The 14,766-nt window shown below is 66.7% G+C and carries 14 protein-coding genes; 13 read left to right on the top strand and 1 reads right to left on the bottom strand.

Annotation, left to right across the window (positions count from 1 at the left end):
* Nucleotides 1-14: 14 nt before the first annotated feature.
* The gene (locus MYSTI_RS21980) at nucleotides 15-2,159 is read right to left on the bottom strand and encodes a hypothetical protein (RefSeq protein WP_015349992.1); all 2,145 of its coding nucleotides are present in this window, start codon (nucleotides 2,157-2,159) and stop codon (nucleotides 15-17) included.
* A 581-nt stretch (nucleotides 2,160-2,740) separates the two neighbouring features.
* Between MYSTI_RS21980 and MYSTI_RS21975 the strand changes: the two genes are divergently transcribed.
* The 13 genes from MYSTI_RS21975 to trmD all read left to right on the top strand — a co-directional run bounded on the left by MYSTI_RS21975 (nucleotide 2,741) and on the right by trmD (nucleotide 14,744).
* A complete protein-coding gene (locus tag MYSTI_RS21975; protein WP_144370127.1) occupies nucleotides 2,741-3,118 on the top strand; it encodes a sensor histidine kinase in 378 nt (125 codons plus the stop codon).
* A 186-nt stretch (nucleotides 3,119-3,304) separates the two neighbouring features.
* Nucleotides 3,305-4,603 carry an NADP-dependent isocitrate dehydrogenase gene (gene icd, locus MYSTI_RS21970; protein WP_015349990.1) on the top strand — a complete coding sequence of 433 codons (1,299 nt, stop codon included), beginning with the start codon at nucleotides 3,305-3,307 and terminating at the stop codon, nucleotides 4,601-4,603.
* 34 nt (nucleotides 4,604-4,637) lie between these two features.
* Nucleotides 4,638-5,582, top strand: coding sequence for a malate dehydrogenase (gene mdh / locus MYSTI_RS21965; RefSeq protein WP_015349989.1), 945 nt, complete (start codon nucleotides 4,638-4,640; stop codon nucleotides 5,580-5,582).
* A gap of 216 nt (nucleotides 5,583-5,798) precedes the next feature.
* A complete protein-coding gene (gene sdhA / locus MYSTI_RS21960; protein WP_015349988.1) occupies nucleotides 5,799-7,676 on the top strand; it encodes a succinate dehydrogenase flavoprotein subunit in 1,878 nt (625 codons plus the stop codon).
* An 80-nt stretch (nucleotides 7,677-7,756) separates the two neighbouring features.
* Nucleotides 7,757-8,563 (top strand): succinate dehydrogenase iron-sulfur subunit, encoded by an 807-nt coding sequence (gene sdhB / locus MYSTI_RS21955; protein WP_015349987.1) that lies wholly within the window; start codon nucleotides 7,757-7,759, stop codon nucleotides 8,561-8,563.
* 336 nt (nucleotides 8,564-8,899) lie between these two features.
* Nucleotides 8,900-10,060 carry an ADP-forming succinate--CoA ligase subunit beta gene (gene sucC, locus MYSTI_RS21950; protein WP_015349986.1) on the top strand — a complete coding sequence of 387 codons (1,161 nt, stop codon included), beginning with the start codon at nucleotides 8,900-8,902 and terminating at the stop codon, nucleotides 10,058-10,060.
* 41 nt (nucleotides 10,061-10,101) lie between these two features.
* Nucleotides 10,102-10,998, top strand: coding sequence for a succinate--CoA ligase subunit alpha (sucD, locus tag MYSTI_RS21945; protein WP_015349985.1), 897 nt, complete (start codon nucleotides 10,102-10,104; stop codon nucleotides 10,996-10,998).
* 31 nt (nucleotides 10,999-11,029) lie between these two features.
* A complete protein-coding gene (gene ndk / locus MYSTI_RS21940; protein WP_015349984.1) occupies nucleotides 11,030-11,473 on the top strand; it encodes a nucleoside-diphosphate kinase in 444 nt (147 codons plus the stop codon).
* 175 nt (nucleotides 11,474-11,648) lie between these two features.
* Nucleotides 11,649-12,788, top strand: coding sequence for a dual-specificity RNA methyltransferase RlmN (rlmN, locus tag MYSTI_RS21935; protein ID WP_015349983.1), 1,140 nt, complete (start codon nucleotides 11,649-11,651; stop codon nucleotides 12,786-12,788).
* Nucleotides 12,789-12,878: 90 nt separating this feature from the next.
* The gene (rpsP, locus tag MYSTI_RS21930) at nucleotides 12,879-13,142 is read left to right on the top strand and encodes a 30S ribosomal protein S16 (protein ID WP_015349982.1); all 264 of its coding nucleotides are present in this window, start codon (nucleotides 12,879-12,881) and stop codon (nucleotides 13,140-13,142) included.
* Nucleotides 13,143-13,168: 26 nt separating this feature from the next.
* A complete protein-coding gene (locus tag MYSTI_RS21925) occupies nucleotides 13,169-13,453 on the top strand; it encodes a KH domain-containing protein (protein ID WP_015349981.1) in 285 nt (94 codons plus the stop codon).
* Nucleotides 13,450-14,004 (top strand): ribosome maturation factor RimM, encoded by a 555-nt coding sequence (gene rimM, locus MYSTI_RS21920; protein WP_015349980.1) that lies wholly within the window; start codon nucleotides 13,450-13,452, stop codon nucleotides 14,002-14,004. The genes MYSTI_RS21925 and rimM overlap by 4 nt, the downstream gene beginning before the upstream one ends.
* A complete protein-coding gene (gene trmD, locus MYSTI_RS21915; RefSeq protein WP_015349979.1) occupies nucleotides 14,001-14,744 on the top strand; it encodes a tRNA (guanosine(37)-N1)-methyltransferase TrmD in 744 nt (247 codons plus the stop codon). Before rimM ends, trmD begins: the two co-directional genes overlap by 4 nt.
* The last annotated feature ends 22 nt before the right edge of the window (nucleotides 14,745-14,766 follow it).

Raw genomic sequence — 14,766 nt, 5'->3', positions numbered from 1 at the left:
TACCTTTGGGTGTGTTACCGAGGGTTGTGGGCGCCACGGCGCCCGATGGTCAGCTCACTGATATGCTCGAGGAAGTCTGGAATCAGCTTCGAGGAGATGATCCACATGTATGGATCTGGCCCCGAGTGGATACCGGCTTCCCGAACGTAATCCCCCCCCTCGTCCTCACACAGGAAGTGGAACGAGGCGCGGCGTCGCGCGGCGTACCAACGGCGCGCGGCGTCCACCAGGGCGACATAGGTGGACGGTCCTTCTTCGGTCATCGAGAACAAGCGGGCCATGTCCAGCAGGCAGTACAGGTTCGTACCCCGCTGACCCAACTCCAGCACCGTCGCGGCCACGGGCACGCCGTGCTTCCGCGCGACCAGGATCTCGCGCTCACGCTCGAGACCGAATTCCTTCCAGCGCGCCTGGACCCCGCGCATGTCGATGCGCTCGCGGGTGAAGTCCAGCGCGTCCACGTAGCAGGACGGCCGCGTGCGCGCGATGCTGTCCGCCAGCAGCGTCAACTCCTGCGGCGTGGCGAGCCCCACCTGGATGCCCTCGTGGGACAGGCCCGTCTGCTCGTGGCTGAAGACATCCAGCATGTGGACCTTGCGGGTGAAGGCCAGGCCCTGGCCCGTCTCCATCTGCCGCTCGGCGTAGCGCACGTGTGCCTTGGCGATCCAAGGGTTGAGCGCCTCCACGTACGCGACCACCCAGCGGAAGTCCGGGTCGCTCTGCGGATGCTCGAACGTGCGCACGTACAGGTCGCGCATGATCTGCCCGGGCTCCACCACGCTTGCCGGAGGCTTGCCGGGGCGCTTTGCGACCTGGTGCCCCATCCACGCGTGGCGGTAGGGCTTCATGAAGGACAGCGTCGCCTCGGGCCCGCGCTCGGACGGCCACACCGCCTGGCAGAAGAGCTGCGGAATCTCCGCGCCGCGCTTGGCCATGCCGCGGAAGGCCTGGCGAAGCTCGTCGAACTCCTCGGTGGACTTCCCCGCGAGGCTGAAGAAGCCAGAGCGCGTGAATAAATCCCACAGCCCTTCCTCCATGTCCTCGCTGGTGCGCGTGGCGGGGGAGGTCGTCTGCGACACGAAGCGCACCCAGCGCGCCTCGTCGACGGAGTAGGGCTGCACGCTCAGGCCGCACAGGACAGTGCCGTCCGCGCGGGGGCTGGTGACGTAGCGGAGCTCTCCGCGAAGCGTCAGCGTCAGGCCCTCGGCCGTCTCCAGCTCGATGTGGGGCGGCAGGAGGCCCGGGAACATCAGGTCCTCCGGCTTGCCGCGGATGCACAGGCCGGAGAAGGACAGGTCCACCACCTCGCGCTGGAGCTCACCCAGCTCGCGCCACAGCGGGTGGTGGAAGCGCACGCGGGCGCCCTCGGGGGCGGGAACGCGGCGGTGCCAGCGGTGACGGATGCGGGAGATGTTGGCCGGAAGCGGCGTGAAGAGCCGATCCCCATTCGCGCCGCCCGCCTGCAATTGCATGCGATAGGCACTGTTGTAGCCAATGACATCCACATCGTAGGGCGCATCGCCCCAATCAGACACCGCTTCGTCGGTGCGCCACTCGAGCTGCGACGTCGCCGAGTTGAAGCGCTCCAACACCATCCGGACCGAGCGGCCCATGCGCCGCAGCACGCCCTTGTTCCCAGACGCGCAAATGGCGGTGAGGATGGAGCGGATGCGCTCCGGCTGCTCGATGATGTCTTGCACCGGCAAGGCGGACGCCGCCGGCTCCGCGACGCCGTGACGCAACGAATCCGCCAGCAGCGCGAGAATCTGGCGACCTTGCTCCACCGTCACGCCCACCAACTGAAGCCCCACGGGGGCGTTCGCCGTCTCCGCGTCGGCGCGGATGAACGCGCCCACCAGAGGACCGATGGTGTGGCCGCGCCCCTTCAGGAAGACCGGGAGCGTGGCGGACTCGGCGGGATTCACCGGGCCCCTCGGCATCACCCAGACCACCGTCGGGCTCAGCCGGGTGACTTCACCCACCGTCGCGTCGGGCGTGCCCAGCGCGCAGGTGATGACGTTGGGACCCCGGCCGTGCAGCGAGTAGCCCGAGTCGTCGAGTGCGGCTTCCGCTGGCGGCAGCGGAATCACGTTGATGAATGCGTCGCGGCTGTCGAACTCGACCGTCCGCCGGTCGGAGAGTGGGTTTCCCCCTTCCATGTCCAGGAGCCCCCTTCTCCGGTAGTGAGGAACGCCTGATGCGGATGGCGAAGTTGCAAGCACAACAGGTCCTCCCTGTTCCATCGGCGCTGCGGTGGGCACGATTTCGCTATGAGTCCGCATCATACGGAGACAGGAGGAACAGTCAAATCGAATTTGTGCAGCCTTGCTGTTTTCGTCAAGGCGAGAATCTAGGGCACTGGGTCAACCGTGACAGGTCATTTCTTTAGGTTTCACGAAAAGCATGCCCAGGACCCAACAAGCCCATCGGGAAGATGTCGCGCAACTGTAATGTCGGCAGTCAATCACGCCCCCTGCACTTCCTCGTAGTGAAATGGAGAGTGTCGGACTCCGCCGGTAGAATCCTTCGGACACGTCAATAGGGCGAGGTGTGGATGAGTGCGGCGCGCAACACGGTGGAATGGACTTCGGGTGAAGCGGAGCGGAGCACGAATCGCTCCCTTCCCGTTGCATCCCTGGAGCCCGTGGAAGGGCCAGACTTTCACCAGGTGGATGTGTCGGCGCTTGTTTTTGAATCCGTGAAACTGCTGGAAGCCACGAGAAGAATTCGTGGCAACAAAGTGAAGCTGGAAATACCCGGCGAGGCCGTCCTGGCGCGGACGGGCCAGCGGCGTACACGCCAGGTGTTGTTACTGTTGCTGGCCCACGCGGCGGATTGCGCGGGGGAGGGTGAGGTGCGATTGACGCTGGCGCCCCCGGACGACTTCGGGGACGAGCCGCCGCGCTTCCAGGTGGTGACGCCGGAGGCCCGGCTGTCGGAGCGGGAGCTGCGGTCGGTGTTCCTGTCGCCCATGTTGGTGGGGGCCACGCACCGGCGGCTGGCGCGGGCGCGCGAGTTGGTGGAATCCGTGGGGGGCACGCTGACCGCCGAGCGAGGGGCGGAGGCGGGGCTCACCGTGACGGTGGAGCTGCCGGCGCCTGGACTGGCCTGCTGGTAGTCGCGTCCGGTTCAGCGTCGGACTTCGCCGGCCGCGTGGGGGACAGCCACGCTGTCCGTGCCGCGCCGTTGGGTCCGATAAGTCCGGCAACCTGGAAGGCTGGCCAAACTCCTTGACGGGAGGGGGGCGGGTTCTCGACTATCCCGCGCCAATTCTTACACGGCCACACCTTCCAGGAGTACGTCCATGGCGCCCCCGTCGTCCGGCGAGAAGATCTCCCTCCAGAACGGCAAGCTGTCCGTCCCGGATCACCCGATCATCCCCTACATCGAGGGCGACGGCACTGGCCGCGACATCTGGCGCGCGTCCCAGGCGGTCTTCGACGCGGCGGTGGAGAAGGCCTACCAGGGCAAGAAGAAGATCGCCTGGTATGAGGTCCTCGCCGGCGAGAAGTCGTTCAAGCAGGTCAACAACTGGCTTCCCGAAGAGACGGTCGAGGCCTTCCGCACCTACCTGGTCGGCATCAAGGGCCCGCTGACGACGCCCGTCGGTGGCGGCATCCGCTCGCTGAACGTGGCGCTGCGCCAGATGCTGGACCTGTACGTCTGCCTGCGTCCCGTCCGGTACTTCAAGGGCGTGCCCAGCCCCGTGAAGACGCCGGAGAAGGTCGACATGACCATCTTCCGTGAGAACACGGAGGACATCTATGCGGGCATCGAGTTCGAGGCCGGCACCGCGGCGGCGGAGAAGTTCCTGGGCCTGCTCAAGCAGGAGTTCCCGAAGGAGTTCGGGAAGATCCGCTTCGCGTCGAACATCGGCCTGGGCGTCAAGCCCGTGTCCAAGGAGGGCAGCGAGCGCCTCATCCGCGCGGCCATCCAGTACGCGGTGGACCACAAGCGCAAGAGCGTCACGCTGGTCCACAAGGGCAACATCATGAAGTTCACCGAGGGCGCCTTCCGCCAGTGGGGCTACGACCTGGCCGCCCGGGAGTTCGGTGGCAAGGTCTACACCTGGGACCAGTGGGAGGCGACCAAGGCCGCCAAGGGTGAGGACGCGGCGAACGCCGAGCAGAAGGCCGCCGTGGCCGCCGGGAAGATCATCGTCAAGGACTCCATCGCGGACATCACGCTGCAGCAGGTGCTCACGCGTCCGGACGAGTTCGACGTCATCGCCACGCTGAACCTCAACGGCGACTACCTGTCGGACGCGCTGGCGGCCCAGGTGGGCGGCATCGGCATCGCGCCGGGTGGCAACATCAACTACGTGACGGGCCACGCCGTCTTCGAGGCGACGCACGGCACGGCGCCCAAGTACGCGGACCTGGACAAGGTGAACCCGGGCTCCGTCATCCTCTCCGGTGAGATGATGTTCCGTCACCTGGGTTGGCACGAGGCCGCGGACCTGATGATCAAGGGCATGGACCGCGCCATCGCCGCCAAGACGGTGACGTACGACTTCGCCCGCCTGATGAAGCAGGAGGGGCAGTCCGGGGTGACCGAGGTGAAGTGCTCCGAGTTCGGTCAGGCCATCATCAAGCACATGTAATTCCCCTCACGGGGAAATGGGAGACGGCGAATCCATGGCTCAGAATCGCAAGAAGAAGATTGGCCTCATCGGCGGCGGGCAGATCGGTGGCAACCTCGCGCTGCTCGCGGTGCAGAAGTCGCTGGGTGACGTGGTCCTGTACGACATCCCGGTGGCCGAGGGTCTGGTCAAGGGCAAGGCGCTGGACATCAACCAGCTCGCAGCGGTGGACGGCTACGACTGTCGCGTCACCGGCACCACGGACTGGAAGGACGTCGCTGGCTCGGACGTGGTCATCATCACGGCCGGCATGCCCCGCAAGCCGGGCATGAGCCGCGAGGACCTGCTCGAGGTCAACCTCAAGATCATGAAGGACGTGGCGGCGAACATCAAGGTTCACGCCCCGGGCGCCTTCGTCATCAACGTGGCCAACCCGCTGGACGCGATGGTGTTCGCGCTCCACAAGATCGCCGGCCTGCCGGACAACATGGTCGTGGGCATGGCGGGCGTGCTGGACACCAGCCGCTTCAAGTGCTTCGTGGCGGAGGCCCTGGGCTGCTCCATCCGTGACGTGGAGGCGCTGGTGCTCGGCGGCCACGGCGACGACATGGTTCCGCTCGTGCGCCACAGCACCGTGGGCGGCGTGCCCCTCACGGAGCTCATCGCGAAGGACAAGCTGGACGCCATCGTCGACCGCACCCGCAAGGGCGGCGCGGAGCTGGTGGGCCTGTACAAGACGGGCAGCGCCTACTTCGGGCCGGCCGCGTCCTCCATCGCCATGGCGGAGAGCTTCATCTTCGACCGCAAGCGCGTCCTGCCGGCCGCCGCGCTGCTCAAGGGCCAGTACGGCATCAATGACTACTTCTTCGGCACCCCCGTCGTCATCGGCGCGGGCGGCGTGGAGAAGGTCATCACCGTCGACCTGAACGCCGCGGAGAAGGCCGAGCTGGAGAAGTCCTTCACCTCCGTCAAGGCGACGGTCGACTCCGTCAAGCTGTAGCTCGTTCCAGGACATGAAGCCCGCCGGAAGACCCAGGCGGGCTTCATGCCTGATGCCGCGAATGACGTGGGCTAATCGTCCTGAACGCCGCCGTTGCGGCACGCTTTCACCAAGTTAACTAGCCTGTAGAACTCGCACGGAGATGTCCCGAGCGCGGTACGCCGAGTCGGTAGAAGGTGGGCGTGTCTGGGACCCCGGCAGTCAAGGAGACGATAGATGGCAGCAGCAGCGCGGTTCACAGTGGTGGGCGGCGGTCTCGCCGGGCTGATGACGACGATCAAGCTCGCGGAGGCGGGCCACCAGGTGGATGTGCTCTCGCTCGTCCCGGTGAAGCGTTCTCACTCGGTCTGCGCCCAGGGCGGCATCAACGGCGCGGTGAACACCAAGGGAGAGGGTGACCACCCGGAGATCCACGTCAAGGACACGCTGCGCGGCGGCGACTTCCTGGCCGAGCAGATCTCCGTGAAGGGCATGTGCTACGCGGCTCCCGGCATCATCTATCTGCTGGACCGCATGGGCGTGACGTTCAACCGCACGCCGGAAGGCCTGCTGGACTTCCGCCGCTTCGGCGGCACGCTTCACCACCGCACCGCCTTCGCGGGCGCGACCACCGGCCAGCAGCTGCTCTACGCGCTGGACGAGCAGGTCCGCCGCTACGAGGCGGAGGGCAAGGTCACCAAGTACGAGTACTGGGAGTGGCTGGGCACGGTGAAGGATGACAGCGGCCGCTGTATCGGCAGTGTGGCCGTGGACCTGCGGACCATGGAGATCCGCACGTTCCCCGCGGAGGCCGTGTGTCTGGCCACCGGTGGCCCGGGCATCGTCTTCGGGCGCTCCACCAACTCCATCATCAACACTGGGACCGCCGCGGGCCGCGCCTACATGGAAGGCGCCATCTACGCCAACGGCGAGTTCATCCAGGTGCATCCGACGTCCATCCCGGGCGAGGACAAGCTGCGCCTGATGAGCGAGTCGGTGCGCGGCGAGGGTGGCCGCGTCTGGGTGCCCCGCAAGAAGGGCGACACCCGCGGGCCCCGGGACATCCCGGAGAGCGAGCGCTGGTACTTCCTCGAGGAGAAGTACCCCAAGTACAAGAACCTGGTGCCCCGCGACGTGGCCACGCGAGAGATCTTCATGGTCTGCCGCGACCTGGGCATGGGCATCGGCGGTCGCGACGGCGTCTACCTGGACGTCACGCACATCCCCGCGAAGACGCTGGACGCCAAGATCAAGGGCGTCATGGAGATCTACGAGAAGTTCGTCGGAGACGACCCGCGCGTCACGCCGATGGTCATCTTCCCGGGCATGCACTACTCCATGGGCGGCCTGTACGTGACGTTCGAGGCGGACTCGAAGACGCTCACGCCGCTGGAGGGCAGCCCCAAGAACCAGTCCACCAACATCCCGGGCCTGTACGCGGCCGGTGAGGCGGACTACGCGTTCCACGGCGGCAACCGCCTGGGCGCCAACTCGCTCTTGTCCTGCATCTACTCGGGTATGATCGGCGGCCCGGCGATGGCGTCCTTCGCGAAGAGCAACGCGAAGAGCGCGGCGTCCATGCCGGACAAGTTCTTCCAGGACGCGAAGCGCTACTGGGAGGACCGGTTCGGCACCATCAAGAAGATGGCGGGTCCGGAGAATCCCTACGGGCTGGCGCAGGAATTGGGCGACGTGATGACGGAGAACTGCACCGTCGTCCGGTACAACGACCGGCTGAAGAAGACGGTGGAGAAGATCCGCGAGCTGAAGGGCCGCTGGAAGAACGTCAACGTGCTGGACACGGGCAACTCGTCCAACCGCTCGCTGTCGTTCACCAACCAGCTCTGGAACATGCTCGAGCTGGGTGAGGTCATCGCGACGAGCGCGCTGCTGCGCGACGAGAGCCGCGGCGCCCACTACAAGCCGGAGTTCTCGCTGCCCGAGCCGAAGACGAAGGACCCCAACGACGACGCCGAGTGGATGGCGCTGTGGCAGGCACGCCACGACAAGTGGGCGAAGACGACCATCGCGAAGCACGCGGAGGAGGGGCCTCGGATTTCGTACGAGGACGTCCCGACGCCGGTGCTGAAGCCGGAGCCGCGCTGGTACGCGTGAGTCGCTGGGAGCTTTCTCAGGTGGGCCCGCGTGAGAGCGCGGGCCTCCGCAACTGACTTGGAAGTGAAGGGTCGAGCCACATGGACACCGCACAAGCAGGCGCCGTCAGCAGCCAATCCATCACCTTCCGCATCTGGCGGCAGGACGACCCGAACAAGCCGGGTCACTATGATGAGTTCAAGGTGCCCTATCGCAAGGGCGCCAACGTCATCTCCTGTCTGATGGAGATCCAGCGCAACCCCGTCACCTCGGACGGCAAGCGCGTGGCGCCCGTGGTCTGGGACGCCGCGTGTCTCGAAGAGGTGTGCGGAAGCTGCGCGATGAACATCAACGGGCGCGTGCGCATGGCGTGCTCGGCCCTCATCGACAAGCTCGAGCAGCCCATCACGCTGGAGCCCATGAGCAAGTTCCCCATCGTCCGGGACCTGGCCGTGGACCGCAACCGCATGTTCGATGCGCTCAAGCGGGTGAAGGGCTGGATTCCGACGGACGGCACGCACAACCTGGGCCCCGGCCCGCGCCAGTCGCCGGTGGACCAGTCCACGATGTACGTGCTGTCGACGTGCATCACGTGCGGCAGCTGCCTGGAGGCGTGCCCGCAGGTGACGATGGACAACGACTTCGTCGGCGCGGCGGCCATCAGCCAGGCGCGGCTGTTCAACATGAACCCGACGGGCAAGCTGAACTCCGAGGAGCGCGTGCGTTCCCTCATGGGCCCCGGCGGTGTGCAGGACTGCGGCAAGGCGCAGAACTGCGTGAAGGTCTGCCCGAAGGAGATTCCGCTCACCACCTCCATCGCGATGATGAACCGTCAGGTGACCAAGCTGGTCATCAAGGACCTCTTCTCGCACGAGGAGGAGAAGAAGGGTCACAGCGGTCCGGGGTGACATCAGGACGTCCTCCGACGTCCTCCTGGCAACGGCCTCATGCGTGCGTCCTTCGGGGCGCGGCATGGGGCCGTCGCCGTTTTGGAGCGGGCAGGGGTCACAGCGCCCCAGGGCCCGGCTCCTGGAGGGCCTGGTTTCCGTCACGAGAGGGCAGGGGATGGGCCGTGAAGGACGCCTCATTCACCCAGGCATTTCTGGTTATCAGCGCTCCGCGCCTTGGATTGCCTGACGACGTGACGGGTCAAACAGTCTTGCCATCCGTCGCTTTCTGCGCAATGAGGGCGACGCGCTGACGCCTGTAAGGGGTCGTCCCCCTCGTCTCCACATGGAGCCTCGATGAAGATCCACGAGTACCAGGGCAAGGAAATCTTCCGGAAGTACGGTGTGCCCACGCCGAAGGGAATTCTCGCGCTCTCGCCGAACGAAGCGGAGGCGGCCGCCAAGCAGCTCGGCACGTCCGTTGTCGTGGTGAAGGCCCAGATCCACGCGGGAGGCCGCGGCAAGGGCGGCGGCGTGAAGCTGGCCAAGAGCCCCGCCGAGGCGAAGGAGCTGGCCAAGCAGATCCTCGGCATGCAGCTGAAGACCATCCAGACCGGGCCCGAGGGCCAGAAGGTCCACAAGGTCTACATCGAAGAGGGTCTCGCCATCGGCCAGGAGCTGTACCTGGGCGTGACGCTGGACCGCGCCACCGGTCGCCTCACCTTCATGGCGTCCCGCGAGGGCGGCGTGGAGATCGAGGAAGTGGCGGAGAAGCACCCCGAGAAGATCCTCCGCGAGACGGTGGACCCGGCGGTGGGCTTCCTGGACTTCCAGGGCCGCAAGCTGGCCTTCGGCCTGGGTCTCACGGGCCCGACGGTGAACAAGTTCGTCCAGTTCTGCTCGGCGCTCTACAAGATGTTCGTGGAGACCGACGCGTCGCTGGTGGAGATCAACCCGCTGGTCATCCTGAAGGATGGCGGAGTGGTGGCGCTCGACGCGAAGGTGACCTTCGACGAGAACGCGCTCTACCGGCACAAGGACCTGCTCGAGTACCGCGACCTGGCCGAAGAGGACGCGCGTGAGACGCAGGCCAAGGAGTGGGACCTGGCGTACATCGCGCTCGATGGCAACATCGGCTGCATGGTGAACGGCGCGGGTCTGGCCATGGCCACCATGGACACCATCAAGCTGGTGGGCGGCGAGCCGGCCAACTTCCTGGACGTGGGCGGCGGCGCGAGCAAGGAGAAGGTGACGGCGGCCTTCAAGCTCATCCTGGCCGACCCGGCGGTGAAGGCGGTGCTGGTCAACATCTTCGGCGGCATCATGAAGTGCGACGTCATCGCCGAGGGCATCATCGCGGCGGCGAAGGAAGTGCAGCTCAAGGTCCCGCTCGTGGTGCGGCTGGAAGGCACCAACGTCGAGCTGGGCAAGAAGCTCCTGAGCAACTCCGGCCTCGCCATCACCCCGGCGGACAACCTGCGGCAGGCGGCGGAGAAGGCCGTCTCCGCGCTGAAGTAGTCCGGCGCGCTTCATCGCCAACACTTTCCTGAAGGAGCGCCATGAGCATCCTCGTCAACGAAAACACGAAGGTCCTCTGCCAGGGCATCACCGGCTCGGCGGGCTCGTTCCACTCGAAGCAGATGCTCGAGTACGGAACCAAGCTCGTGGCCGGCGTGACGCCGGGCAAGGGCGGTACCCAGTTCGAGGGCAAGGTTCCCGTGTTCGACACGGTCGCCGACGCCGTGAAGCAGACGGGCGCGAACACGTCCGTCATCTTCGTGCCGCCCCCGTTCGCCGCCGACTCCATCATGGAGGCCGCCGACGCGGGCGTGTCCCTCATCATCACCATCACCGAGGGCATCCCCGTCCTCGACATGGTGCGCGCCAAGCGCTACCTGCAGGGCAAGCCGGGCGTTCGCCTCATCGGCCCGAACTGCCCGGGCGTCATCACGCCGGGCGCGCACTGCAAGATCGGCATCATGCCGGGCCACATCCACAAGCCGGGCCGCATCGGCGTGGTGTCGCGCTCCGGCACGCTGACGTACGAGGCCGTGCACCAGCTCACGCAGCTGGGCCTGGGCCAGTCGACGGCCGTCGGCATCGGCGGTGACCCGGTCAACGGCACGGACTTCGTGGACGTGCTGAAGCTGTTCAACGCGGACCCGGACACCGACGCCGTCATCATGATTGGTGAGATCGGCGGCAGCGCCGAGGAGGCGGGCGCGGAGTACGTGGCTCGCGAGTTCACCAAGCCCATCGCGGGGTTCATCGCCGGTCAGTCGGCGCCCCCGGGCAAGCGCATGGGCCACGCCGGCGCCATCATCTCCGGTGGCAAGGGCACGGCGACCGAGAAGATCAAGGCGATGGAGGCCGCGGGCATCCTGATGGCCGCCAGCCCCGCCGAGCTGGGCACCACGCTTCAGGAGGCCGTGAAGCGCGGCCCGAAGAAGCGCTAACACTCCCTCAACGGAACAAGGAGCCAGTCACATGGCCATCGAGCGTACGCTTTCCATCATCAAGCCGGACGGTCTGCAGAAGGGCGTCATCGGGAAGATCATCAGCCGCTTCGAGGAGAAGGGCCTGAAGCCGGTCGCCATCCGGCTGCAGCAGCTCTCCCAGAAGGAGGCCGAGGGCTTCTACGCGGTCCACAAGGCCCGGCCCTTCTTCAAGGACCTGGTGCAGTTCATGATCTCCGGCCCGGTGGTCCTGATGGTGCTGGAGGGCGAGAACGCCGTCCTGGGCAACCGCGACATCATGGGCGCCACCAACCCCGCGCAGGCGGCCGAAGGCACCATCCGCAAGGACTTCGCCACCAGCATCGACCAGAACACGGTGCACGGCTCCGACAGCCTGGAGAACGCGAAGAACGAGATCGCGTACTTCTTCCGCGAGACGGAGATCCAGCCGTACGACTACACCGCCAAGAAGTAGGCGGCAGGCCCCCCAAGGGGCTCTGACCTCCGGCCCGGTGTCGGCACCTGTGAGGGTGGCGGCCCGGGCCGTTGGTTTTTCCAGCGAGCGGACACGGGAGCGAGGGCCGCTTTGACTTGCCGTGCCCAGGTGTGGGAAGGGACGCCCCGGGCCCCACAGTTCATAGCGCGACACGATGACCGAGACGACCGCCACCACTGCCTCTCTTCCCGTCACGGAGCCTCTGCCGGCGCCGGCGCCCGCGAAGCTCGTGGACGTGGCCAGCCTGTCCATGGAGGCGCTCACCCGGTTCGTCACCGAGCAACTGGGCGAGCGGGCGTTCCGTGCCCCGCAGATCTACCGCTGGCTGCACCAGCGCGGCGCTGTCTCCTTCGACGAGATGACGGACCTGTCCAAGGTCCTGCGCGAGAAGCTCCGGGCCGCCGCGGAGATCATCCCGCTGGTGAAGGACTGTGAGCTGCGCAGCACCGACGGCACCATCAAGTACCGCTGGAAGACGCGGGACGGCCGCTACATCGAGTCCGTCTACATGCCCTCCGAGGACCGCCGGACGCTGTGCGTGTCCACCCAGGTGGGCTGCGCGATGGCTTGTGGCTTCTGCATGACGGGCACCATGGGGCTCAAGCGCAACCTGACCCCCAGCGAGATCGTCGCCCAGGTCCATGCGGTGAACCGCGAGGTCCGCGCGAACGAGGGCCATGAGACGCTGCGCCCGCTCAGCAACCTGGTGTTCATGGGCATGGGCGAGCCGCTGCACAACTTCGAGAACCTCAAGACGGCGCTCGCCATCCTCCAGTCGGAGGACGGCCCCAACTTCAGCCACCGGCACATCACGGTCTCCACCGTCGGCCTCGTTCCCATGATCGAGCGCTTCGGCAAGGAGACGGACGTGAAGCTCGCCATCTCGCTCAACGCGAGCACGGACGAGCAGCGCAGCAAGACGATGCCGGTCAACCGCAAGTGGAACATCGCGGCGCTCCTGGACGCGTGCCGCAAGTTCCCCCTGCGTCAGGGGCGCCGTATCACCTTCGAGTACGTGCTCATCCAGGGCTTCAACGACGCGGATGAGGACGCGCACCGGCTGATCCAGCTCCTCAAGGGGATTCCGGCGAAGATCAACCTGATTCCCTACAACGAGAACCCGGGGTTGGGGTTCCAGACCACGGCGGAGGAGCGGGCGGAGGAGTTCCGGGCCATCCTCTCCGAGGCACACGTGGCTGCCTACATCCGGAAGAACCGCGGTCGGGACATCGCGGGTGCCTGCGGTCAGCTCGCCAATCGTGGCGAGGCCTCTCCGGCCGAAAGCACGACATAAAGTCCCGAGCTTCCTTGACAATCCCGCGGGTGCGGCGTTAAGAGCGCCACCCCGTTTCCATTCGTAGTTTCCTGTTCGCTGGAGTACTCCATGGCCGTCGTCCTCCGTCTTGCCCGCGCGGGCGCCAAGAAGAAGCCGTACTACCACGTGGTCGCCACCGACTCCCGCAACCCCCGGGATGGCAAGTTCATCGAGGCCGTTGGCGCGTACGACCCGAACCTCACCCCTCCGAAGGTGGAGTTCAACGAGGACCGGCTGAACTACTGGCTGAAGACGGGCGCGACGCCGTCCGAGACGGTCGCCGACCTCATCAAGGTCGCCGCGAAGGCCCCCAAGTCCACCCCCGCGGCTTGATCCGCGGCCGCCTGTACTGAGCGGACGTGGAGCAACTTCTCACGTATCTGGCGCGGGCCCTGGTCGATCAACCGGACCAGGTGGGCCTGCGCATCTCCGAGGCGGACGGCGCACGGCTCTTCGAGCTGAAGGTCGCCCCCGAGGATGTCGGCAAGGTCATCGGCCGTGATGGGCGTACCGTGAATGCCCTCCGGACGTTGCTCAATGCCGCTGCCCAGAAGACAGGCCAGAAGGTCCGCCTGGAAATCCTCGACGACCGGCGCAACGCGGCCAACGGGCAGCCCGCCGGCGCTCCGGATGCTCCCCGGTGAGCCCTCAGCCGCTGCTGGAGCTGGGCTACGTCTCTCGGGCCCATGGGTTGCGTGGGGAGCTGGCGGTCCGCCCGTTCGACCCCGCGTCGGAGACCCTGGGCACCGTGGACCGTGTTCGCGTCCGCACCCGTGCGGGCGAGGAGCGGGACCTGCAGATCGAGTCCCTGCGGCCCACCCCGAAGGAGGACATCGTCGTCTTCGAGGGGATTGAGTCGCGCACGCAGGCGGAGGGCTTCGTGGGAGCCACCGTCTTCGTCTATCGCGAGGACCTGGAGCCTCCCGAGGAAGGTGAGTTCTTCCAGGGGGACCTGATCGGCCTCGAGGCCGTGGACGAGTCCGGTGTGTCGCTGGGCCGCGTGGAAGAGATCTGGGCCACCAGCGAGGTGCCGAACCTGGTCATCCGCGCCGCGGGACGACAGGAGCTCGTGGTGCCGTTCGCGGATGAGTTCGTTCCGACGGTGGACATCGCGGCGCAGCGAATCGTGATCCGTCCTCCCGAGTACGTCGAGGTCGGGCGTCGCGACGACGGGCCGGAAGAGTCCGAGCAGTGAGTCCGCCGTATCCGGTGGAGCTGCTCACGCTGTTCCCTGGGATGGTGTCCGGCTACCTGGGCGCCAGCATCCTCGGCAAGGCCCAGGAGAAGGGGCTGCTCTGCGCGACGGTGACGGACATCCGCGAGTTCGCGGAGGGAAAGCACCGCGTCACGGATGACGCGCCCTATGGTGGCGGTGCGGGCATGGTGATGAAGCCGGAGCCGCTCGTCGCCGCCATCGAGGTCGCCCGGGCCCGGCTGCCGGGGGCGAAGGTGCTCCTGATGAGTCCTCGGGGGCAGACCTTCACCCAGCCCCGTGCGCGGGAGCTCGCGCTCCACGCGGCTGGGCTGATCCTGGTGTGTGGCCGCTACGAGGGCGTGGACGAACGGGTGATGGGCTCCCTGGATGGGGAGCTGTCCCTGGGAGACTTCGTGCTCACCGGCGGGGAGATCGCCGCGCTCGCGGTGGTGGACGCGGTGGCGCGGCTGGTTCCCGGAGTGCTCGGGAACGTGGCCTCGTCCGTCTCCGAAAGCTTCGAGGAGGGGATGCTGGAGCATCCCCAGTACACCCGGCCGCCTGTGTTTCGAGAGGCCGAGGTTCCGGCGGTCCTCCAGTCGGGGGACCATGCGCGCATCGCGCGTTGGCGGCGTTGGAAGTCGCTGATGTTGACGCGAGAGCGTCGGCCAGACCTGTTCGCCCGGTTGGAGTTGTCCAAGGCCGACCAGAAACTGCTGGCTCGCCGGGAGGAAGACCTGTAACCCTAGGGGTTCTCAGTGGGTT

It is taken from the genome of Myxococcus stipitatus DSM 14675, from assembly GCF_000331735.1.
In the GTDB taxonomy this organism is placed as follows: domain Bacteria; phylum Myxococcota; class Myxococcia; order Myxococcales; family Myxococcaceae; genus Myxococcus; species Myxococcus stipitatus.
The sequence above is the reverse complement of the archived record's forward strand: the minus strand, read 5'-3'. Positions and strand labels throughout refer to the sequence as shown.

What these genes read in the sequence shown, in the direction of transcription:
- rlmN (WP_015349983.1), top strand. Translation starts at nt 11,649, where the DNA reads ATGACCGAGACGACCGCCACCACTGCCTCTCTTCCCGTCACGGAGCCT.
- sucC (WP_015349986.1), top strand. Translation starts at nt 8,900, where the DNA reads ATGAAGATCCACGAGTACCAGGGCAAGGAAATCTTCCGGAAGTACGGT.
- sdhB (WP_015349987.1), top strand. Translation starts at nt 7,757, where the DNA reads ATGGACACCGCACAAGCAGGCGCCGTCAGCAGCCAATCCATCACCTTC.
- mdh (WP_015349989.1), top strand. Translation starts at nt 4,638, where the DNA reads ATGGCTCAGAATCGCAAGAAGAAGATTGGCCTCATCGGCGGCGGGCAG.
- icd (WP_015349990.1), top strand. Translation starts at nt 3,305, where the DNA reads ATGGCGCCCCCGTCGTCCGGCGAGAAGATCTCCCTCCAGAACGGCAAG.
- ndk (WP_015349984.1), top strand. Translation starts at nt 11,030, where the DNA reads ATGGCCATCGAGCGTACGCTTTCCATCATCAAGCCGGACGGTCTGCAG.
- sucD (WP_015349985.1), top strand. Translation starts at nt 10,102, where the DNA reads ATGAGCATCCTCGTCAACGAAAACACGAAGGTCCTCTGCCAGGGCATC.
- MYSTI_RS21980 (WP_015349992.1), bottom strand. Translation starts at nt 2,159, where the DNA reads ATGGAAGGGGGAAACCCACTCTCCGACCGGCGGACGGTCGAGTTCGAC.
- rpsP (WP_015349982.1), top strand. Translation starts at nt 12,879, where the DNA reads ATGGCCGTCGTCCTCCGTCTTGCCCGCGCGGGCGCCAAGAAGAAGCCG.
- sdhA (WP_015349988.1), top strand. Translation starts at nt 5,799, where the DNA reads ATGGCAGCAGCAGCGCGGTTCACAGTGGTGGGCGGCGGTCTCGCCGGG.